Annotated in this window: 18 protein-coding genes and 2 tRNA genes; 5 read left to right on the top strand and 15 right to left on the bottom strand. The window is 61.2% G+C overall.

Annotation, left to right across the window (positions count from 1 at the left end):
• Positions 1-1035 precede the first annotated feature (1035 nt).
• Positions 1036-1746, top strand: a complete 711-nt coding sequence (locus K3551_RS14450; RefSeq protein WP_259914696.1) for a recombinase family protein — start codon at positions 1036-1038, stop codon at positions 1744-1746.
• Positions 1747-2246: 500 nt separating this feature from the next.
• On the opposite strand, the gene K3551_RS14445 is transcribed toward K3551_RS14450, so the two are convergent.
• From K3551_RS14445 to K3551_RS14410, 8 genes are all read right to left on the bottom strand, one after another.
• Positions 2247-2540 (bottom strand): hypothetical protein, encoded by a 294-nt coding sequence (locus K3551_RS14445; protein WP_259914694.1) that lies wholly within the window; start codon positions 2538-2540, stop codon positions 2247-2249.
• A gap of 121 nt (positions 2541-2661) precedes the next feature.
• Complete coding sequence (locus K3551_RS14440) at positions 2662-3153, bottom strand: hypothetical protein (protein ID WP_259914692.1); 492 nt, start codon at positions 3151-3153, stop codon at positions 2662-2664.
• A gap of 392 nt (positions 3154-3545) precedes the next feature.
• Positions 3546-3620: transfer RNA gene (locus K3551_RS14435), tRNA-Glu, on the bottom strand.
• Positions 3621-3675: 55 nt separating this feature from the next.
• The gene (recJ, locus tag K3551_RS14430; protein WP_259914690.1) at positions 3676-5442 is read right to left on the bottom strand and encodes a single-stranded-DNA-specific exonuclease RecJ; all 1767 of its coding nucleotides are present in this window, start codon (positions 5440-5442) and stop codon (positions 3676-3678) included.
• A gap of 64 nt (positions 5443-5506) precedes the next feature.
• On the bottom strand, positions 5507-6466 hold the full coding sequence (gene glpX, locus K3551_RS14425; RefSeq protein WP_259914687.1) for a class II fructose-bisphosphatase: 960 nt from the start codon (positions 6464-6466) through the stop codon (positions 5507-5509).
• Positions 6467-6575: 109 nt separating this feature from the next.
• The gene (gene mgrA, locus K3551_RS14420) at positions 6576-7637 is read right to left on the bottom strand and encodes an L-glyceraldehyde 3-phosphate reductase (RefSeq protein WP_259914685.1); all 1062 of its coding nucleotides are present in this window, start codon (positions 7635-7637) and stop codon (positions 6576-6578) included.
• An 8-nt stretch (positions 7638-7645) separates the two neighbouring features.
• Complete coding sequence (locus K3551_RS14415; protein WP_259914682.1) at positions 7646-8932, bottom strand: homoserine dehydrogenase; 1287 nt, start codon at positions 8930-8932, stop codon at positions 7646-7648.
• A 72-nt stretch (positions 8933-9004) separates the two neighbouring features.
• On the bottom strand, positions 9005-9304 hold the full coding sequence (locus K3551_RS14410) for a hypothetical protein (RefSeq protein WP_259914680.1): 300 nt from the start codon (positions 9302-9304) through the stop codon (positions 9005-9007).
• 84 nt (positions 9305-9388) lie between these two features.
• On the opposite strand from K3551_RS14410, the gene K3551_RS14405 reads away from it, so the two are divergent.
• Positions 9389-9988 (top strand): TetR/AcrR family transcriptional regulator, encoded by a 600-nt coding sequence (locus K3551_RS14405; protein ID WP_259914678.1) that lies wholly within the window; start codon positions 9389-9391, stop codon positions 9986-9988.
• A 15-nt stretch (positions 9989-10003) separates the two neighbouring features.
• Here K3551_RS14405 and efp read toward each other — a convergent pair whose 3' ends face one another.
• Positions 10004-10567, bottom strand: coding sequence for an elongation factor P (efp, locus tag K3551_RS14400; RefSeq protein WP_259914676.1), 564 nt, complete (start codon positions 10565-10567; stop codon positions 10004-10006).
• A gap of 351 nt (positions 10568-10918) precedes the next feature.
• Between efp and K3551_RS14395 the strand changes: the two genes are divergently transcribed.
• Entirely contained in the window at positions 10919-11242 is a 324-nt protein-coding gene (locus K3551_RS14395; protein WP_259914674.1) for a DUF6280 family protein, read from the top strand.
• Between the two features lie 116 nt (positions 11243-11358).
• Here K3551_RS14395 and K3551_RS14390 read toward each other — a convergent pair whose 3' ends face one another.
• The 3 genes from K3551_RS14390 to K3551_RS14380 form a co-directional block, all read right to left on the bottom strand.
• The gene (locus K3551_RS14390) at positions 11359-12003 is read right to left on the bottom strand and encodes a hypothetical protein (protein WP_259914671.1); all 645 of its coding nucleotides are present in this window, start codon (positions 12001-12003) and stop codon (positions 11359-11361) included.
• 117 nt (positions 12004-12120) lie between these two features.
• Entirely contained in the window at positions 12121-13524 is a 1404-nt protein-coding gene (locus K3551_RS14385) for a TolC family outer membrane protein (protein ID WP_259914669.1), read from the bottom strand.
• Positions 13525-13580: 56 nt separating this feature from the next.
• Positions 13581-14234, bottom strand: coding sequence for a protein-L-isoaspartate O-methyltransferase (locus K3551_RS14380; RefSeq protein ID WP_259914666.1), 654 nt, complete (start codon positions 14232-14234; stop codon positions 13581-13583).
• A 134-nt stretch (positions 14235-14368) separates the two neighbouring features.
• Between K3551_RS14380 and K3551_RS14375 the strand changes: the two genes are divergently transcribed.
• Positions 14369-14442, top strand: a tRNA-Cys gene (locus K3551_RS14375).
• Between the two features lie 614 nt (positions 14443-15056).
• Here K3551_RS14375 and K3551_RS14370 read toward each other — a convergent pair.
• The gene (locus tag K3551_RS14370; protein WP_259914663.1) at positions 15057-15386 is read right to left on the bottom strand and encodes a cytochrome c; all 330 of its coding nucleotides are present in this window, start codon (positions 15384-15386) and stop codon (positions 15057-15059) included.
• A gap of 48 nt (positions 15387-15434) precedes the next feature.
• A complete protein-coding gene (locus tag K3551_RS14365; protein ID WP_259914661.1) occupies positions 15435-16676 on the bottom strand; it encodes a sorbosone dehydrogenase family protein in 1242 nt (413 codons plus the stop codon).
• Positions 16677-17044: 368 nt separating this feature from the next.
• Between K3551_RS14365 and K3551_RS14360 the strand changes: the two genes are divergently transcribed.
• Entirely contained in the window at positions 17045-18868 is a 1824-nt protein-coding gene (locus K3551_RS14360) for a sigma-54-dependent Fis family transcriptional regulator (protein ID WP_259914658.1), read from the top strand.
• Between the two features lie 232 nt (positions 18869-19100).
• Here the strand turns inward: K3551_RS14360 and K3551_RS14355 are convergent, their stop codons facing one another.
• The gene (locus K3551_RS14355) at positions 19101-20378 is read right to left on the bottom strand and encodes an aspartate aminotransferase family protein (RefSeq protein WP_259914656.1); all 1278 of its coding nucleotides are present in this window, start codon (positions 20376-20378) and stop codon (positions 19101-19103) included.
• Positions 20379-20414 lie beyond the last annotated feature (36 nt).

The raw sequence follows: 20414 nt of genomic DNA, 5'->3' as shown, positions 1-20414 counted from the left end.
TCGCACCGGAACGCTGACCTAGCGTTCAAAACAGAGGCCGAGGCGCAGGCGTGGATTGATAGGCAGGCTACGAAGTGAGAACGGCACCGGCTCTGTACGAGGACGTTTTGGGAATAATCAAAGCCGCTTCGCACGAAGCTGACACCTCTGCCGTGTTTCGCCAACTGGACGAACTCGGATTTCAGAAGGTGGACGCAACTAACGCCAAGTTTCATGAAGGGTACTTGCGAACAGAGGGATATGACTCAGTGTTCGTTCAATATCGGTACTACGACACGTCGAAGGCGTTCAGCATTCGCCTCGATATGAATGTCTTTTTGACAAAGCTTCTAAGCCAAGACGCAACTTTGAAGGAAGAGGAAATCAGGTTCTTGGACAAGACCTGAGTTGATGCACACCTCGCATATGGGTCGTCAGGCAACAAGAATAGACTGGTGCAGCGTGTAAGGTTGGGTCTCAATGGCTACCCTCAGCACCCGCGCTTGACGCGCGCCGAGATTTTTGCAGGTTATTATTATTTCAAAATGCGAACTCAATATTTGCGATTATTTCGCAGACGAGCAAACACCGCCGTAGGCGGCACATACCCTTCGCCGTTTAGATGCTCGATAGAGAACCAACCTAACGGGCGATCTGATCGCGGGCTTCCATCACCGCCTACCTCTAAATCGCGATCTGACGCCCGCAATTTTTGACGGTCGAACATTTCGCTTCGACAGGAGCGCGTTTTTACAATCAGGTAATTTTGGCAGAGCGCCAGCTCACGCTGGCTAATATCGCTAGCCAAGTTTTCTGGTGATTCATGATTTTCTCTATATCTCAGAACGGCTTGCCACCACTATACGCCATGGCTTCCCGGTTCTCTCGCTCGCCCAGTCTTGCCGTGTAAGCCGCTGACAATATTAGGCACTGTGCCAAGTTGGCAGAGTAGTGCTGCCCCCGTTAGCGGGCAGATTTAGCATGACTCCAAGCTCTCAGGTCTGTACAGTATCCTGAGATAGTGTACACGAATCACCTTCAGGATACTGTATTGCAATGATTAAATCAGAAAATAAAATGCCCGCATTCGCTTACCTGCGCACATCATCTGCGACAAACACCGGGGCAGACAAAGACTCCGACAAGCGTCAGCTTTCGGCAATCGAAGCATACGCCAAGGCGAACGGGTATACCATCAAAGCGACCTACTATGACGCTGCCGTATCTGGCACAGACCCTATAGACCAGCGCCCCGGCATGATGGACCTGCTAGAAGCCGTCCTGTCGAACGGTACGCGCACCATCCTTGTGGAGTCGCCTGACCGGTTTGCGCGTGACGTTCTGGTGCAAGAGCTAGGCTATAAAATGCTGAAAGATAAGGGAATTGACCTTATCCCGACCACATCGCCCGATTATTTTGGCTCCGACACGCCCACGGCAGAAATGGTGCGCACCATCCTTGGGGCAGTTGCAGCATTCGACAGGCGGACCACGGTCGATAAGCTGAAAGCAGCCCGTGACCGGGCCAGCGAACGCAAGGGTAGGCGTGTAGAAGGGCGCAAGCCCGTCCCGGATGCGACGGTAAATGAAGCCAAACGTCTGTACCGGAGATCGCCTAAGACACACCAGCGCCGGAGTCTACGGCAGATCGCCAACGTACTGGCAGAAGCTGGCCACACAAGCCCGTCAGGCCAGCCTTACACCGCGTCCAGCGTGAAAGCGATGCTGCAACGTGCTGGCGTCTATCAGGCCGCTGACGCGGCTTAGGGGGCAAGCCATGCAACTCGCCACATCCATAATCGCAATCTTGTTGCTTGGCTCAGCCTTCATCGCCTTTGGGCATTTTTAGGCCCTCAGACGCATCGGCGCGCATGCCCGCCAGAGGCACAGAGAGGCTTGCTCAGAGCGCTTGAGTTTGGAGGGATGGAGAGGCCCGCGTGAGCGGGTGAAGACCGTCAGAAAGCAATCTGGGGGCTCCACGGCCCCGGCACCCTAGCCCCGTCGAAGCGGGCCAGTAGCCACACACACGTCGTAAATCTGTATTCGTAAACGTGTGCAAAATCGGTGCGCCAGACGAGATATAATCTACAGCGAAATTTTTATCAGCGTTAATCGACTGTTAATAAGCGCCGTCTGAGCACAAGTTAGCGGCAGGACGGCTCAGGCGTTAGCAAGAATCCCGTCCGCACGCTTCGAATGTTAATATTCCCGCCTGAGCCGCGATGGTCTGTCCGAAGATTAGCTACTTGCCCCCTCTCGGACAGTTATCATCTTTTCTCCGCATTTTTTAGCGCCAGCTTTGCATTAGCCAACTGGGTGAGCGTCCCGATTTCCTCTTTAAGTTTGGTATCGCTCCAAAGCGCTTTGTAGACTACATCAATATCAACGCGGATGTGTTCGCCATCAACCTGCACATGATAATGCCCTTTAGAGCGCACCCGGTATTGTTCATTGAACTCTCTCGCCCACGCTTCGCTTGGAGGCTCGGATAATTTCAAAAACAGGGAAAGCGAACTCGCCGCTGTCTTGGTTGCATCAATGTCCGAAACCGTGATGTTCATCAGGCACCCCCTCTCTAATTGCTTTTCTATGCTCACTCTGGATTAATGCTCATGTCAACGAGGCTTGTACTCCAGCGCGTTCCTCAAGTAGTCATCCCCGCCTGAGCCGCGCTGCCTTCCATCAAGTCGCCAACCGATAGGGTCGAAGGTTTTCAATGCGATTGGCCATTGCCTCTATCTCAATGTCGAGCGCGCGAAAAGCTGCTGCAAAACTTGCAATATCTTCTGCAACGTAGTTGTAAACTGGTTCCCCATGGGACCACTTTGGTAGTCTTGCGTGAGAAGGGCATAGCGCATAAGTCGCCACGATTGGTTGATCTTCTTGATTGTAATCTGGCCCATCGGCCCCCGTTACATAGCCGTGCGCCAGATCGTTCCGACGTTCGGCCCATCCGCGATAGGCTGCGAGTAACGATGCAATCTCTTTACATATTTCGTTCGCCTCGTCCTGCTGGTCGCCAAACGCTGCGCCAAAGAAATCCTTGGACAAATCTGATAGCTTCTTTGCGCGCCGATGGACGTTGTTCAGCCCGCCAAACGCTTCGATTTCTGCCGACTCGAAAGAGTCGCGGTCATCGTCCAGCAAAAGCGCACGGTGAAGCGCAGCGGTCACTGCGTTTACTCCCTCCCAATCCGATACGGCATGACCGAGTGCCGCATAAAGAGGCTCCGCTTCCCGGTCGCCCGGTCGATTGGGAATGGCGCTGATTTCAGGGCGCGCCCATGGTTCATGTCTGGCCACTACCCAAACTCCTTCAACTTAGCTGCAACAATAATAAGTCGAGGTTGGGTGTCGCGCTACAGCCAAGCTATGCGAGGTTGGCTGCGCCGCTCCGCCTAACGGCGGCAGAACAGTGCCCAGCACATCACCTTACCGCCAACCGTGACCTGACACGCGAAAGGGAAACATTCCATCGCGCCACAAGTTGTAGTGTATAAGGAGGGGTATAACGAGATGCCGAGGTCTCGTTTCCTTCTTTATTTTCAGTTACTTACAGAAAATAGTGGCAGCCCGTAGGGGAATCGAACCCCTCTTTCCAGGTTGAAAACCTGGCGTCCTAACCGATAGACGAACGGGCCAGCTCGTGGCGTGAGGGGTGTTTAGGCGAGGGGTTCGCGCACCGCAAGCGGATTTTTACACCCTTTTTGCATCTTCTGTTTCATCCGTCAGAGCCAGGTCTTCGACCTTCAACTGAACCGTCTCGCGTCCTTGCCAGCGGTTCGTTTCGAGGCGTCCAGCAATATGTACAGGGGCCCCGGCCGCGCGGTCCACGGCGGCGGCAAGGCCGCTTGCGCCCGCACGAAAGGCGATGCCGTCCAATCGCTTGCCGCCACTGGCAAGCGTCAGCTTCAAGTGGCCGTCGCCGACGATGCGGTGATGCACCACGCGCAGGTCCGGAAAGGCGAATCGCGGGGCGGAGGCACCCTGGCCGAAGGGGCCCGCAGCCTCGATCGCGTCGATCAGGGGCAGGGTTGCCGCGCCGGGCATCAGCGTGGCATCGATCGACAGATCGCGAGGGCCGGAGTCGCCTGCGCCTTGCTTGGCCAGTAGGGCGTCGAGCCGCGCCATTGCTTCCTCGACCCGGTTGGCGTCGACCGTCAGTCCCGCGGCCATGCGGTGGCCGCCGCCCTTGATCAGCAGGCCCTCGGCCGCCAGGCGTTGCACACTGGCACCCAGATCCACGCCCCCGACGGAGCGGCCGGAACCCTGGCCGATGCCGTCGTCGCGCAGGCCGATGACGACGGCCGGGCGGTTGAGCGCCTCTTTCAGGCGGGAGGCGACGATGCCGACGACCCCGGGGTGCCAGCCTTCGCCCGCGGCCCAGGCCAGGGCGCCGCCTTCGGCCAGCCGAGCCTCGGCCTGTTCGCGGGCGGCTTCGGTGACGCGGGCTTCGATGGCGCGGCGTTCCTCGTTGAGCGTGTTGAGTCGGTCCGCCAGGGCTTCGGCCTCAGACTCGTCTTCGGTCGCCAGCAGACGCGCCCCGAGATCGGCGGCTCCGATCCGGCCACCCGCGTTGATGCGGGGGCCCAGCAGATAGCCAAGGTGGTAGGACGACGGGGGCCCATCCATGCGCGCCACATCCGCCAGCGCGCGCAGGCCGGGGCGGGCGCGACGGGCCAAAACCTTCAACCCCTGTTGCACCAGCGCGCGATTCACACCGATCAGAGGGGCCACATCCGCCACGGTGGCCAGCGCCACAAGGTCGAGCATCGCCATCAGGTCCGGGCCGGTCTGCCGCTGATCGCGCAGCAGGCGGTTGGCCTGAACCAGGGTCAGAAACACCACGGCGGCGGCGCAGAGGTGGCCGAGATCGCCGCTTTCGTCCTGCCGGTTGGGGTTCACGACGGCGAGAGCAGGGGGCAGGGTTTCGCCGCCAAGGTGGTGGTCGAGGACGATGACATCGGTCCCCTCGGCGGCGGCCAGGGCATCGTGAGACAGGGTCCCGCAGTCGACACAGATGATCAGGTCATGTGCCGCGGCCAGCTCTGCGATGGCGGGGGCGTTGGGGCCGTATCCTTCGTCGATGCGGTCGGGGACATAGACCGTGGCAGGCAGGCCCAGGCCACGCAGCCACCAGACCAGCAGCGCGGCGGAGGTGCCGCCGTCTACATCGTAGTCCGCGAAGATCGCGATGCGTTGACGGGTGCGCGCGGCGGCCACAAGCCGGTCGGCGGCCAGGCCCATATCGCGCAGGTCGAGCGGGTCGGGCAGCAGGTCGCGCAGCTTGGGCGCGAGAAAGGCGGCGGCCCCGACCGGCGTCACACCCCGACGTGCCAGATGACGGGCAAGCGGCAGGGGTTGGCCGGTCTGGCCGATCGCCTCGGCCAGCCGTTCGGTCGCGGGGTCCAGACCAACCCAACGGCGGCCAGTCGCAGAAAGAGAAACACCAAGATATGACATGGTGCCTCTGTCGCGCGGCTGGCCTTGGGGCGCAAGGTCCCGGACGGACCGGGACCCCGCCGGATCAGATCGGGTTGCGGTAGGTCATGCGCCGGACGGAACCGGTCTTGGAGCGCATCAGGATCGTCTCGGTCGTCAGATAGCCGACCTCGCGCTTGATGCCCGCCAGAATGGAGCCGTCGGTGACGCCAGTCGCGGCAAAGATGACATCGTCGGTCACCAGATCGTCGCGGGTATAGACGCGGTCCAGGTTGGTGATCCCCGCCTTTTTGGCGCGACCCCGTTCATCGTCGTTGCGGAAGGTGAGGCGACCGAACATCTGTCCGCCCATGCACTTCAACGCGGCGGCGGCCAGCACGCCCTCGGGTGCGCCGCCGGACCCCATGTACATGTCGATACCGGTCTTCGCGCTTTCGGCGCAGTGGATGATGCCGGCCACGTCGCCGTCGGTGATCAGGCGGATGGCGGCACCGGTGGTGCGGATCTCGGCGATCATTTCCTCGTGGCGGGGGCGTTCCAGAACACAGACGGTGATGTCCTCGGTGGAGCAGCCCTTGGCGGCGGCCAAGGCGTTCACCCGCTCGGCCGGGGACATATCCATGGTGACGACGCCCGTGCGGAAGCCCGGACCGATGGCCAACTTGTCCATGTAGACGTCAGGCGCGTGCAGCATCGACCCGCGCGGGCCCATGGCGATCACGGTCAGGGCGTTGGGCATGTCCTTGGCGGTCAGCGTGGTGCCTTCGAGCGGGTCCAGCGCGATGTCCACCTCGGGCCCGGTGCCGGAGCCGACCTCTTCGCCGATATAGAGCATCGGGGCTTCGTCCCGCTCCCCTTCGCCGATGACGACCGTGCCCTGAATGTCCAGTTTGTTGAGCTGGTCGCGCATCGCGTTCACGGCAGCCTGGTCGGCTGCTTTTTCGTCGCCGCGCCCGATCAGGCCGGCGGAGGCCAGTGCGGCGGCCTCGGACACGCGGGCGAGGCCCAGGGACAACATGCGGTCGTTGAAATCGGTCTTGGCCATAGGCTTTGGTCCTCGAAAGGTGGTTCGGTCGCCCCCTGTTAACGGGGGCGAACCGTGCTGACAAACCCGTAGGTGCAATCGGTTTGCAAATGTGCCCGATTGAAAGGCGTCACACCCCTTCGGAAGATGCAGCCCAGAGGTTCAGGCCTTTCTCGCCGCTCAGCGTGTCGATCTGCGACAGCTCCGCCTCGGAGAATTCCAGGTTGCCGACGGCACCGACACAATCGGTGACCTGCTCGGGCCGGGAGGCCCCGATCAGAGCGGTCGTCACCCGGCCGCCACGCAACACCCAGGCCAGCGCCATCTGGGCCAGAGTCTGACCCCGCGCCTGCGCCACGTCGTTCAACCCGTTGAGCGCCTCGATCATTTCGGGGGTGACTGCGTCCCTTGCCAGGGACTTGCCCTGCGTGGCCCGGCTGCCGTCCGGCACGCCGTTCAGATACTTGCCCGTCAGCAGGCCCTGCGCCAGCGGCGTAAAGACGATGGAGCCGATGCCTTCGTCTTCCAGGGTGTCGAGCAGGCCATCACGTTCCACCCAACGGTTCAGCATGTTGTAGCTGGGCTGATGGATCAGGCAGGGGGTGCCCAGTTCCTTGAGGATCGCCGCCGCCTCGCGGGTCCGTTCCGAATTGTAGCTGCTGATCCCGGCATAGAGCGCGCGGCCCGACCGGACGATGTGATCCAGCGCGCCCATCGTCTCTTCCAATGGGGTCTCGGGATCGAAGCGGTGGCTGTAGAAGATGTCGACGTAATCCAGCCCCATCCGTTTCAGCGACTGGTCGCAGGACGCGATGAGGTACTTGCGGCTGCCCCATTCACCATAGGGGCCCGGCCACATGTCGTAGCCTGCCTTGGACGAAATGATCAATTCGTCGCGGTAGGGGGCGAAGTCGGTGCGCAGCAGCTCGCCAAAGGCCGTCTCGGCGGCGCCGGGCTGTGGCCCATAGTTGTTGGCCAGGTCGAAATGCGTGATCCCGTGATCAAAGGCCGTGCGGCAGATGTCGCGTTTCACCTGATGCGGCGTGTCGTCCCCGAAGTTGTGCCAAAGCCCCAGGCTGATCGCCGGAAGCTTCAGGCCCGACCGACCGCAGCGGCGATAGGGCATGTCGGCATAGCGATCCTGCGCGGCGCGGTAGGGGGCGGCGAAGGTTTTGGGGGGACGTTCGGCCATGGGACCTCCTAGGGGTTCTGGATTTGCAGGGCGACCGGTTCGCCATTGACGACGCCGGTGTCGATCACGCCGCGCAGCGCCTGCGCCAGATCGAGTGGCGCACAGGGATGTGTGACGATCAGCACCGGGGCATCTGCACCGGGGTGGTCGTATTGGCGCATCCGGTCGATGGAAATGCCTGCCTGTCCCAGAACGGTCGCCACGCGGGCCAGGGCCCCCGGCTCATCCCTAAGGAGCAGGCGCAGATAGTGGGCGCATTCGGTCACCGCGTTGGCGCGGGTCGCCGGGGCCAGTGTCGTGGCAGGCTGGCCGAAGGTCGGCAGCGTCAGGCCCCGCGCGATGTCGGCCACGTCGCCCATGACGGCGCTGGCGGTCGGGCCTTCGCCGGCACCCGCGCCGCGCAGGACGATCTGCCCAACGGCGTCGCCTTCGATCACGACCATGTTGGTTCCGCCTTCCAACTGGCCCAGCGGGCTGTCGGCGGGGACCAGGGTCGGGCGCATGGATTGTTCGATACCTGCGGGCGTGCGACGCGCCTCGCCCAGCAGCTTGATGCGATATCCCATGTCGCGGGCGCGGTGGATGTCGTCGATGGAAACCTGCTGGATGCCCTGAAGCTGCACGCCATCGAAGTCGACCTGCGTGCCAAAGGCGATGGCAGACAGGATCGCCAGCTTGTGTCCCGCGTCGATACCGCCCACGTCCAGGGTCGGGTCCGCCTCCAAGTAGCCGAGGGCACCGGCCTCGGCAAAGACCTCGTCATAGGGCAGGCCCGCCGATTCCATCCGGGTCAGGATGTAGTTGCAGGTGCCGTTCATCACGCCGCTGACGCGGGTGATGGCGTTGCCTGCCAGCCCCTCGGTCAGGGATTTCACCACCGGAATGCCGCCCGCGACAGCCGCCTCGAAGCGCAGGGGGGCTGCGTTGGCTTCGGCCAGTTCGGCCAGGGCCTGACCGTGGATCGCCAGCATTGCCTTGTTGGCGGTGACGACTGGCTTGCCCACCGACAACGCCGCCTCGGTCGCAGCCTTGGCCGGGCCGTCGGAGCCGCCCATCAATTCGACGAACAGGTCCACGTCGTCGCGCCGCGCCAGCGCCACGGGGTCGTCTTCCCAGGCGTAGCCCGACAGATCGACACCGCGATCCTTGTCGCGCGACCGGGCGGAGACGGCGCTGATCGAAATCGCGCGACCGGTGCGGGCGGCCAGCATGTCTGCGTGGTCCTGCACGATGCGCACGACCCCCACACCCACGGTTCCAAGGCCCGCGATGCCAAGGCGAAGGGGGTCAGACATGGGGGTGCTCCGTCGATGTGAAATGCGTCCGGGCAGGCCTAGCCGCTTCGCGATCAAGGTGCAACGCGGGCCTCAGATATCGGCGTTGCGCAGCGCCTCGGCGCGGGCGCGCAGGCGGGCCCCGCGTGCCGCCAGATCCGATCCTCCGGGGGCGGCGATGCGGCTGCGCGACAGCCGCGCGCCGCGCGCCCGCAGACCGTCGCCCAAAGGCGCGGCCCGTGATGGCAGGGCGGCGTCGGTCAGAATGTCGTCCAGCGGGATCAGCACGGGATAGGCCTGCGCCCGCGCCGCGTCCGAGACGCTTGCGTCCACGGTGGGCAAGTCGGAGGCGCAGGCAGCGCAGGCAAAGCAAAGGACAAGGGCGCGGATCATGTCCGCAGGGTAGGGCGCGGGCGGGGCGGCGACAAGCGGCGCTTCGCTCTTGGAATTGAACGTGCGTTCGGATTATCTGCGTCCATGGCCCGTCCCTCCGGATCCAATGCCGATGTCACCGGCCCGCGCGTGCGGGAGGCGGCTGAACGGCTGTTTGCGCGCCACGGCTATGCCGCCGTGTCGATGCGCCAGATCGCCGGCGAGGTGGGGATCGGGGCAGGGGCCCTGTATCACTATACGCCCGACAAGCAGACGCTGCTGTTCGAGATGATGCGTGCGCATCTGGACGGGCTGCTTGGCGCCTGGGCGGAGGCACCAAAGGGCGGCGGCCCGCTGTCTCGTCTGGACGCCTTCGCGCGGTTTCACATCCGGTATCACCTGGACAGACCCGACGCGGTGTTCATCGCCTACATGGAATTACGATCGCTTGAGCCCGCGAATTTCGCCGCGATCGAAGCCTTGCGGAAACGCTACGAAGCCGTGCCGGAGGCGATCCTCCGGGAGGGGGCCGCGGCGGGCGATATGGTCGTGCCGGACCCAAAGCTGGCCGCGATGGCGCTGATTGCGATGCTGACCGGAATCAACACCTGGTATCGTGAGGGCGGCCGTCTCGACCGGGCTTCGGTAGAGACGACCTATGCGGACATGGCCCGCGGCATGGTGGGGGCACGAAGTCCTAAGTAAGTCCTGCGGTCGGGGTCAGGCCCGTTCGCTATATTCCATCGTCTCGGTGTTGACGACGATGTCTTCGTCCTGGCCCACGAAGGGGGGAACCATCACGCGGACGCCGTTATCCAGCAGCGCGGGCTTGAAGCTGTTGGCCGCCGTCTGGCCCTTTACGATCGGTTCCGTCTCGACGATCTTGCAGGTGACCTTTTGCGGCAGCGTCGCGTTCAGCGCCTCTTCGTCGTAGTATTCTACGACGACCATCATGCCGTCTTGCAGGAACGGGCGGCGTTCGCCCAGGATGTCGGCGTCCAGTTCGACCTGGTCGTAGGTCGTGGTGTCCATGAACACGAGCTTGCCATCGGATTCGTAGAGGAACTGCTGATCCTTCTGCTCCAGGCGCACACGCTCCACCTTGTCGGCCGAGCGGAAGCGTTCGTTCAGTTTGGATCCGTTGCGCAGGTTTTTCATCTCGACCTGGGCAAAGGCGCCGCCCTTGCCGGGCTTCACGTGATCGACCTTCACGGCGGACCATAGGTGCCCGTCATGCTCCAAAACGTTGCCGGGGCGGATTTCGTTGCCGTTGATCTTGGGCATTTTACGGACTCGCATGTTTACTGGATTGCCCGGGTCCTTAAGCTGAAGGGCAGGGCGGGGCAAGATTTCACGAAGAGGGACCCCGGCAGATTGGAACAATGGGCGCAACCGGGTGTTGAGGAGCAGGCTGTGTCAAATGTGACCAAAACTTGACGAAAGCTTGAACGATTAAGGGCCTGCCCCATATTTCGTGGGGTTGGAGGATGTTTGCAGGGCAGATTTTGTTTCGATCCGCGAAACCCATGCGCAGAATGCAAGTGAGGTATTCTGAAATTGCATGGCGCGAATCGTAAAAGGTCTGTTAGGCGGGCCTACCGTAAAGATGCAAGAGCAATAATACAGGAGCACGGGATGACCGATTTTGTCGATGCGACAGCGTTCAACTTTGAACAGGGCCAGCGGGCGCGCAAGCTTTTTGCCGCGGTCGTTCTGGCAGCGCTCGACGATGCCATCTCGGATGACAAGAAGTACGGCAACGGACCTGAGCAGATCGCCCGCTGGGCGCGGTCGCGTGATGGTCGCGAAGTGCTGTCTTGTGCAGGTATCGACCCCAATGAGCGGGTCGTGTCCGGCTTGATGGAATTCGTCAGCCGGGGTGTCCGCACCTCTGTCGCGCTTTCGCGTGAAGAAAGCGAGCGCCGCCAAGCTGCCGAACTGGCCGCCGAAGCCGCCTGATCCCCGAGACCCCCGAAAGGGGGATCGTCTGCCAAAACACGAAAACGCGCCGGTTCAGTCCCCGGCGCGTTTTCGTTTTTTGCATTCAGTATCTTACCTAGGGTCAGGTCGGATGATCAGTCGAAGTCGCCTGACGACAACATCTGCCGCAGCTCGCGCCGGACCAATTTGCGCACGTTGCGGGTGATCCGTTCGCCCAGGGCCCCAGACAGCTCCTGCCGGACAATCTCGGAGATCAGGCCGCGCAGGGCTTCGTCCTTGCCCACGGCCTCTGACAAGTCGTCCAGTGCACCATCGTCGTCATCGGACAACTCGGACGAAACGGCGGCGTCTGCCTGTTCCGGCCAGACAGAGGGCGCGTCGGCCTCCGGCTCGGGCTGGTAGTCGGTGTCTTCGACATATTCTTCGGGAACGTCGGTCCCGGCTTCGGGCGCATCGCCCTCGGGCCAGTCGCGCCCTTCCAGTTCCTGCGCGACCAGATCGTCGGTGATCGCGGTCACCTCGCGATCGACCATCTTGACCACAAAGGCCGCGTCCCGCCCGTCCCGTTCCTGTTGGGCCAGCGAGCGGATCATCTGGAAGGGGTCCTCGACCTCGGTCACGCGCTGCGTCGGGGCCAGCACCAGGGCCGGGGTCTCGGGACGTGCGGAGGATGCGGGCGGCGTGCTGCGTGAGGGGTTGCTGGGGGCACCGTCGTTCTCGTTGGCGACCAGGCGCCGGATCGACGAAAGGACGTCCTCGATATCGTGGGAATGTGCCATCGCGCTGCTCTCCTCACCGGGCGCGACATTCGGGGCCGCGCGTTTCTGGCGAAAACCTTAACATGAGGAAGGGGCGCAGACGCAATGCGCCCGCGCCCCTTCCATTGAATGCATCAATCAGTTGCGACCGAAACGCCGCAGAACGCTATCCAGTCGACCGCCCTGTGCCGAGGGCGAAATCGCCGGGGCGTTCGAAACCAGGTTGTAATAGGCGCTGGGGTCATAGCGTTCGACCGAAAGGCCAAGGTGGTCGGTCGTCATAAGCCCGATCGAGGCCAGTACCTGATAGACCGCCAGTTGCGCGTCAATCTCGGCCTGCAGCGCGGCGGTGCGCGCGTCCAGCAACTCCTGCTCCGCGTCCAGCACGTCAAGCGTGGTGCGCGCGCCGAGCAGGGCTTCCTCCCGGAAGCCTTCGAAGGCCAGTTGAGCGGAGCGGACCTGTTGTTTCGATGCGGTGATCTGTGCGCGCGCAATCCTGAGCAAGGCGTAGGCGCGTCCGACCCCTTCGGAGACGGTGCGCGCCTGCTGGGCCAAGGCGGCGCGGCTGGCCTGTGCGTTGGCAATGGCGCGACGGTTCAACGCGGACAGTCGCCCGCCGTTATAGATCGGGATGGACCCGGTGACCGAAAGCGAGGTCGACGGCTCTCCGACGCGGCGGTCAATACCCAGGGATCCGCCAAGATTTATGCTGGGCAACCGGTCCGCTTCGGCGGCGTCTGCCAAAAGCGTTGCGGCCGTCACCTCGTGCTGCGCGGCCGTGATCAACGGGTGCACCTGCAACGCCAGCGCCTGTGCCCGGTCGATCGTGGGCGGCAATTGCGGCGACGGGGGCGGGGCAGACAAGCGGCCCGTCGGCATCCGGCCCGTGATCAGGCGATACGTCTCGCGCTGGATGTCCACTTGGCCGCGGGCGTTGGCCAGCAACGATTGCGCCGCAGCCAGCCGCGCCTCGGCAATGGTGACGTCCGTGCGGGTGACCTCACCCACCTCGAACCGATCGCGCGCCGCCCGTAGCTGTTGCTGCAGCAGCCGCAGATTGGATTCGCGCAGGTCCACGTTCCGCAATGACTGCAACAGGTTGAGATAGGCACTGGCCCCGTTCAGAAGGATCTGCTGTTCCGCCTGGATCAGGCCATAGCGCCCGGCCAGGACCGCCTCCTTGGCGGCACCGATGCGCAGGAACCGCTGCCCGCCGTCGACAAGCGTATAATCCAGGATGAGCGATAGCGAGGCACCGGTGGCCGTCGGCAGGGTATCCGTCACCGTTTTCGAAACCGAAGCCTGAGCATTCAGCGTCGGACGCAGAGCTGACACGGCAATCGCCACATCCTCATCGGCGGCGCGCAGCAGGGCGCGCTGCTGTTCTAGCTGGGGGGAATTCCGGTAGGACTGGATCAGCGTGTCCGTCAGGCTTTCGGCACGGGCCCCGCCGATCGCCCCAAGCGCAATCGCGCCGGACAAGACCAGCGTGCGGGCACGCCGCCGCAACCGGGCTCTGTTTGGAAAAGTAGCTGCGGTCATAGGCTGGCTCCTGAAGGCTCGACTGCTCCGGGCACTCTGATGGTGCCCTTGTTGGATCAAAGGGTAAAGGCGCGCTCCGCGGCAAAACCGGGCAGAACCGGCGCGGTGGCGTTGAAGGCAAAGCGCCAGGACAGCCCGGAGGCAGCGGCCTGACCGACACGGACCTCGCCGAGGGCGCCGGTCTGGAAAACCGCGGCAATCCGGCCGCCGTCGCGCAACTGCGCGCTAAGCGCCTCGGGCACGAGTTCGACGCCGCCTTCGATCACGATGACATCGAAGGGGCCCGCCTTGGCGGCCCCTTCGGTCAGCGCGCCTTCGAGGACGACAGCGTTGAGGACGTCATGTTGCGCCAGCGTGCTTTCCGCCTCGGAGGCGAGCGCGCCGTCTTCCTCGACCATCACGACCGATGCCGCCATCCGTGCCAGAATTGCCGTCGAATACCCGAGGCCGCCGCCCACGATCAAAACCGAGTCGTCGCGCGAAATCTCCAGGGCGTCCAGCATCTTGGCCAGCGTCCGCGCCTCCGGCACCTCGCGACCGTCGCCCATGGCCACGGGGGCATCCATGTAGGCGACAGATCGGGCCGCGGCGGGCACGTAATCTTCACGCGGGACATCAAGCATGGCCGCGATGATCGGGAATTTGGTCACGTCGGAGGGGCGAACCTGCGTGTCGACCATCATTGTGCGAAGGGGCTGGGACGCGGTCATCTTCAATCTGAACCCATCGGTCTAGTTTTCGTCGCGACCAGATTGCACGATGCCCCGCGTGGCGCAATCGCAATCCGGTTTCTGGCGCTTGCGGGCCCCCGACGACGGGGTTAAAGGGACACACACCACCGGTCGGCGAGTTGGCGGAGTGGTTACGCAGCGGATTGCAAATCCGTGTACAGGAGTTCGATTCTCCTACTCGCCTCCATGGGTTTTCAATGAGTTGCAGGTCGCGCGCCAAGGTTCTGTCGGAACGTTTGAGCAGTTTGTTTTTGTTCTGTTCGCGTTTCTTCGCGTTCAAAGATCCTATCTGTTCAACGGAAGCCGTCGACGGAAGCCGGTGGGGTGGCTGGCTGGCTACGATTTTTCAGCGGGGCGCAGGCGCGGAGAAGAATGTCTCGCTCCAAGGTTGTTCCTACCTACGGCCAGGCCGCGCGTCGTTTTTGTTGCGTTTGGATGGTCGGGGCTTTTGGTGACCCTTTTTGCGCGTGGTGCAGGGCCGGGGCCTGGCTCTGGCAGGTCATCGTATCCCGCGTGAACTTGTCCCCGTCTTGGGCGCTCGGCTGAACGTCAGCAGTCAGTGCGTCTACAAATCCAAGGGAGTTCACCGGCCAGTCTATGGATCAGATCAACTGCTCGGGAGATTGCCGTGCAACCCCCTGCCGATCAGGGGATCGCCAGGGGGCCCAGTGCGTCGTTGCACCCTGTCCAGTTCTTGATCTTGCAAGTCGGAACAGCTTGTCTGTTCAGGTATCGCAACCGGCAAGCCGGTCGCGGGAGCTGAATGCCTGACAGGTTGTGTGCAGGACGGGCCAGTTGTGCCTAGTCTAACTCTTTGATGCCTATCTCAAAGGCCGCAAAGTGAGCCGCCAGGTCTTTGATGTCGGTATCGCTTAGACGTTGGACGATTAACGTCATACGGCGATCTTCGCGACCGCCATCCCGGTAATCCTTAAGGGCTTTCTCAAGATAGAAAGCGTGTTGACCAGCAATAATCGGCACTTCCGGGTCGCGTGAGATGCCCTGCCGACCATGGCAGGCGGAACATTGGCGGGCCAGCTTGTTCCCGTTCTCGAGATCGGCCGCGAAGGACGCACCGGGGGCTGCTGTCGCCACAATGGTCGCAATCGCGAGGAGTGTTCTATGGATCATGGTACTACCTGACGGGTGCTTGGCCGCCCAGGCGGCCAAGCAAGGGTTTCATTCTGCAGTGTAGGAAATGCGATAGATCGCATTGGCGAAGTCGTCTGATACGAGGATCGAGCCGTCCCGCATCATCGCCACGTCAACGGGACGTCCGTCATACTCGCCGTTCTCGTCGATCCAGCCTTCGGCGAACGGTTCGGTCGTCGCATTGCCTTCATCGTCGATGAAGGTAACCATGACACGTGCGCCAACCGGCGTGGTGCGGTTCCATGACCCGTGCTGAGCCGAGAAGATCGCGTTCTGGTATTTCTCGGGGAACATCTTTCCAGTGTAGAAGGTCATGCCCAGATCGGCCGCATGTGCGATGGTTTCCGAAGCAGGCATCACGACATCGACGGGGACTTCCTGGCCCGCATATTCGTTGGTCCGTGTGCTGCCGCCACCAAACCAGGGTGCCCCGAAGTGTTGTCCCATTTCGGTCTGCCGGTTGATCTCACCTGGGGGGATGTCGTCGCCCATGCCGTCGACCTGGTTGTCCGTCCACCAAAGCTCACCCGTTACAGGGTGGAAGTCATGCCCGACGGAATTGCGAACGCCGTAGGTGTAGACTTCGCGGTCAGAGCCATCCCGGTTCATGCGGATGATCCCGCCGATCCCCCATTCATCATAGAGGTCAAGCTTTTCCGCCGGAGCAACATTGAAAGGCTGACCAAGCGAGATGTAGAGCTTGTTGTCAGGCCCGACTTTGATCACGCGGGCCGTATGGTTGTAGCTTTCTTCCTCAACCGGGATCAGCGTGCCTTGGGGGACGATCGGGACGGCGACGACGTCCGGGCTCTCGTGAAAGAACTCGGCGGCGGGGTACATCATTACCCGGTTACGCTCGGCGATGAACAAAAAGCCATCGTCGGAGAAAGCCACACCATTCGGAACGTCAAATTCCAACGACGGCGCAAAGTCTTTTACTTCGTCGGCGACGCGGTCGCGATCGCGGTCCAGAACGGCCCAGACCTTCTCTTTCTTCGTTCCCACAAAGAGCACAGTACCCTGCGGTGCCATCGCCATGTGGCGCGCATCCGGCACGAGCGCATACAACTCGATCTTGAAGCCGTCCGGCAGGGTGATGCCTTCGAGCACCGATCGGATCGAGTCGGCAGCAGGCGCATTTTGGTCAATGACTGTGTGTTCGGTCGTACCCGTAACCTTGAACTGGCCAAGCAGCTCCAGGTTGGTTTGCGCGGTTGCCGCGGTGCCGAGCAACGCAGATGCCGCCACGGCGCTTAGTAGATACCTCATCAGATCCTCCCAGATCGTTCCCAGTTTTCCGCTGCTCTGGTGGCGGGTGTGGTCGCCTGTGGATTGCAAGACCGGGCACAGTCGGCATTCCAAAGTGGACCCCGCGTGCCTCCCGCACGGCTTGGGTCCGGACCGCCTTTGCGGCCCATGCCTCGTCCTGTCGGCCTCCCTCCAGAGCAGTTCGTTCAGTTAAAACTGGGTAAACTGGCAAGTAACGCTTCTAGGTTGTTCAGAAACAGGGCTTCAGCCGTCAAACTGTGTCCAGAAACTGGGCACTTTACTTGCTTTCATGCCCGGCCCGTTTTCTACTGATCTGGCACGTATGTGGGGAGGGCAGGGTGCAGGGAGATCTTTCAGATGCACGGGCCATGCTGGAATCCGAGGGGATATTTCAGCATGATGCGCTTCCTGCGGCCATAGCGAACAGCTGGGCGCGATGCCTCGGCAAAGGCCTGGATCCAAGAGCCAAGTCTGCCGATGCAGCAGTGTCCCATAGCCAATTGCGCGAGGCGAAGGAAAAACACGAAATCCTGCTGAGCGTCGTTCGTCCCGAGTTGGAGCTTTTGAGCAACCAGATATCGGGCACGAACCACATGGTAGCCTACGCCGATACACAAGGCGTCGTTCTTGAGGCGCTCATGGATCATCAGTTCCAGGAGTCCGCCTGTTCTCGCAGTGTACGGTGCGGTACAATCTGGACCGAAGATCTTCGCGGGACAAATGGACTTGGACTTGCCCTGCACACAGGCGAACCAAGTGCCGTTTCCGGCGCAGAGCACTTTCTTGCGGGGCATGCGGGGGTATCCTGTGTCGCGGCACCAATATTTGACAGTCAAGGGCGTCTTATCGGTCTGCTTGATGTGTCTTCTGAATTGCCGGATCGCCAGAACCACACCCAGGCGCTTGTATCCCTGGCTGCCAGCAACATCGAGAATCGGCTATTTGTGAACGATCACCGTGGTGATGCGATCATTCAGTTCCATCCTCGGCAGGAATACTTGACGACCCAAAGCGTCGGCATGGTGAGTGTCGATGAAGATGGTCGTATAACAGGTGCAAATCGATCTGCTTGCCAACTTTTCAATGGAATCGATCTTTCTGGACCAAAGATGTTTTCCGATCTCTTCCGAGGGGGCTTCGGGGCCATCGTCTCTCAGACGAGATTGGGCGAAGTCGTCCGTTTGGTCGACTGGTTGAACGCGAGTTATTTTGCGCGAATGCGATTTTCGCACCCACGCATCGGTGACTCGATAACACATAAAAGGGTGTCCCTTTCGACATCGCCCGTGTTTTCGATTCCGCAACGTTCGGACGATCCGGTGTTCCATGACGGGCGGGTACGCAACAGCATGCGGCTTGCGATCCGATCGGCAAAGGCGCGCCTGCCGATTTGTGTTTCAGGTCAGACAGGGTCGGGGCGTACGACGTTTGCGCAGTCCGTGCATCAAAGTCTGGCAACCGACGGCCCACTGGTTACCATTGACTGCAGCCATGCGAATTACGCCGATAAATCCGGTCCGCCAGCAGAACTGATCACTGAACTGGATACTCGGCGCGATATCCTCGACCATGAAAATGGCATGCTTGTCGTTGAAAATCTTGCGGCCATGCGGGGACCCACCGCAGGAAAGATCATGCAATTCATTGATCGGTTGCAAATGATCAGGCCAAATTGGTGCATCATGTCGACGGCCGTTCCAGACGACGCCGCCGACAGGGAATGGACGGGCGACGTCCTCAGAACCTATGAAAACCTCACTCAGATGACGGTGCACTTGCCGACGTTGGAAGATCGAAACGACTTTGCCTTGGTGGCCGCCAACATCTTGGCTGGGATTTCTTCGAAGCACCGGCTCTCAAGCTCTGCGATGTCATTGCTGCAGAAATTTGACCGCCCTCGAAACATGTCGGACCTGGCCAACCAGCTGAGGCTCCTCGTTGTTCACTCGAAGGCCGGAAATATTCGAGAAGAACACGTGGAACGCATTCTCGGCCTTCCGACGGTTGTCGGACATGTCTGTCTGCGATGCAGGGGCAATTCGGTTCGCGAGGCCAAGTGCCGGGAGATCAATCGCATGTACAACCATTGTAGCGGAAATGTCGCGCTGACCTCAAGAACACTGGGCGTTTCTCGAACGACAGTTTATTCCCATGTTGAAAGAAAGGCTGTTGGCGGGACCTCGGGGGAATAGCATTAGTGAGTTCTGGATTACTTTCTGATCGCCAGAACGCCTTGGTCAATTTGACGGTCCTGAGCTTGCTCCGGTCAAGGGAGGCATCCACGTCGAACCCAGAATTCCGCGTGCGGCGACGTCGATCAGTGTCCCTTTCTGAGGTCTGATCCCAGGTCAGATGATGTTCCTTTCGTGCGGTTTGACAAACTCTTCAGCCTCGCACGTGGAAATGACGAGGAGGCAGGTTTTCCTAGTCCAGGAAAGTCGATTGAACAGCTTCGAGCACAGCAAATCGTGTCTGCTCCAAGTCCGCTTCGGTAATCGCGAGGGAGGGATAGAGTTTTCCAGGTGACTTGAAGACACCGTGTTTGCGCAGGACCGTATTATATGTGGCATTTTGCGCGGGATCATCATGCTTTGCGGATCGGTAATCCCTGCATGCAGTCTCTGTGAAAAAGATGTCGAACAGGGTTTCGTCGCCGCAGATTTGATGCGCGATGCCCGCCTCTGACAGAGCATCCCTCTGCATATCCTGAAGGGATCTACCGATCGTCCGCAGTCTTTCGTAGCTTCCTGGTCGGCGCAGAACCTCCATCGTCTTGAGACCCGCAGCCGCTGCGACAGGGTTTCCGGACAGGGTCCCCAATTGCATGAGCCACTTGTCGGATCCAACAATTGATTTGTCAAAATGCTGCATGATTTCAGTGCTGGCGCCAAGGGCGGCAAGGGGAAAGCCTCCGCCGATTATCTTGCCCAAAGTGCAAATGTCTGGTGTGACGCCATAGCGTTCCTGAGCGCCGCCATAGGCCAATCGGAATCCAGTGACGATTTCGTCGAAGATCAGCATCACGGAATGCCTGTCGCACAAGTCACGCAGGCCCTGCAGATAACCCGGTTCGGCAGGAATGATCCGTTGAAGCGGTTCCGCGATGATTGCGGCGACGTCTTTGTGTTCATTCAACAGCGCTTCGACTGCCGCTAGGTCATTGTAGGGCGCGATCAGCATTTGATCCGCAACGCCCTGTGGGATTCCCGCGCTGTCAGGGACGGCCTGAGGGAAATTCACCCGCGCCAAGGGGGCCAGGCTCATCTGGGCCTCAGCGCTCATTCCGTGGTATCCGCCTTCGAATTTCAGGATCTTGTTGCGACCCGTGTACGCGCGCGCCAGTCGGATGGCGTACATGTCGGCTTCGCCCCCCGATGCGACGAACCGGACCTGCTCGCAACATGGTACGGCGTCGACGATGGCCTCGGCCAGTTCGACGCCCTTGGCGTTGTTGGCGAAGAACGTCATGCCTTTGGGCAATTGTTCTAGGACGGCTTCCATAACCTCGGGGTGACCATGGCCAAGAAGCATCGGGCCAGATCCTATCAGGTAGTCGATGTATTCCTTGCCGTCCTCATCCCATACGCGGCTGCCGTGACCTTTGGCGATCACGATGCCCGGATCGAAGTTCCCAAAGCCCCCGGCGGGAAGGACGGCCTTCGCACGGGTGATCCACTCTGATTGTGACGTCAACTTTTGCATGTTTCTGGCCCGGTTTAGGTGATGATCGTGAAGAAG

It is taken from the genome of Jannaschia sp. M317, from assembly GCF_025141175.1.
GTDB lineage: Bacteria > Pseudomonadota > Alphaproteobacteria > Rhodobacterales > Rhodobacteraceae > Jannaschia.
This window is presented reverse-complemented; position numbering and strand designations above follow the sequence as displayed.

Excerpts from the sequence above, each read along its gene's own strand:
- K3551_RS14450 (WP_259914696.1), top strand. The coding sequence starts at position 1,036 with ATGATTAAATCAGAAAATAAAATGCCCGCATTCGCTTACCTGCGCACA.
- K3551_RS14445 (WP_259914694.1), bottom strand. The coding sequence starts at position 2,540 with ATGAACATCACGGTTTCGGACATTGATGCAACCAAGACAGCGGCGAGT.
- recJ (WP_259914690.1), bottom strand. The coding sequence starts at position 5,442 with ATGTCATATCTTGGTGTTTCTCTTTCTGCGACTGGCCGCCGTTGGGTT.
- glpX (WP_259914687.1), bottom strand. The coding sequence starts at position 6,466 with ATGGCCAAGACCGATTTCAACGACCGCATGTTGTCCCTGGGCCTCGCC.
- mgrA (WP_259914685.1), bottom strand. The coding sequence starts at position 7,637 with ATGGCCGAACGTCCCCCCAAAACCTTCGCCGCCCCCTACCGCGCCGCG.
- K3551_RS14415 (WP_259914682.1), bottom strand. The coding sequence starts at position 8,932 with ATGTCTGACCCCCTTCGCCTTGGCATCGCGGGCCTTGGAACCGTGGGT.
- K3551_RS14410 (WP_259914680.1), bottom strand. The coding sequence starts at position 9,304 with ATGATCCGCGCCCTTGTCCTTTGCTTTGCCTGCGCTGCCTGCGCCTCC.
- K3551_RS14405 (WP_259914678.1), top strand. The coding sequence starts at position 9,389 with ATGGCCCGTCCCTCCGGATCCAATGCCGATGTCACCGGCCCGCGCGTG.
- efp (WP_259914676.1), bottom strand. The coding sequence starts at position 10,567 with ATGCCCAAGATCAACGGCAACGAAATCCGCCCCGGCAACGTTTTGGAG.
- K3551_RS14395 (WP_259914674.1), top strand. The coding sequence starts at position 10,919 with ATGACCGATTTTGTCGATGCGACAGCGTTCAACTTTGAACAGGGCCAG.
- K3551_RS14390 (WP_259914671.1), bottom strand. The coding sequence starts at position 12,003 with ATGGCACATTCCCACGATATCGAGGACGTCCTTTCGTCGATCCGGCGC.
- K3551_RS14385 (WP_259914669.1), bottom strand. The coding sequence starts at position 13,524 with ATGACCGCAGCTACTTTTCCAAACAGAGCCCGGTTGCGGCGGCGTGCC.
- K3551_RS14380 (WP_259914666.1), bottom strand. The coding sequence starts at position 14,234 with ATGACCGCGTCCCAGCCCCTTCGCACAATGATGGTCGACACGCAGGTT.
- K3551_RS14370 (WP_259914663.1), bottom strand. The coding sequence starts at position 15,386 with ATGATCCATAGAACACTCCTCGCGATTGCGACCATTGTGGCGACAGCA.
- K3551_RS14365 (WP_259914661.1), bottom strand. The coding sequence starts at position 16,676 with ATGAGGTATCTACTAAGCGCCGTGGCGGCATCTGCGTTGCTCGGCACC.
- K3551_RS14360 (WP_259914658.1), top strand. The coding sequence starts at position 17,045 with ATGCTGGAATCCGAGGGGATATTTCAGCATGATGCGCTTCCTGCGGCC.
- K3551_RS14355 (WP_259914656.1), bottom strand. The coding sequence starts at position 20,378 with ATGCAAAAGTTGACGTCACAATCAGAGTGGATCACCCGTGCGAAGGCC.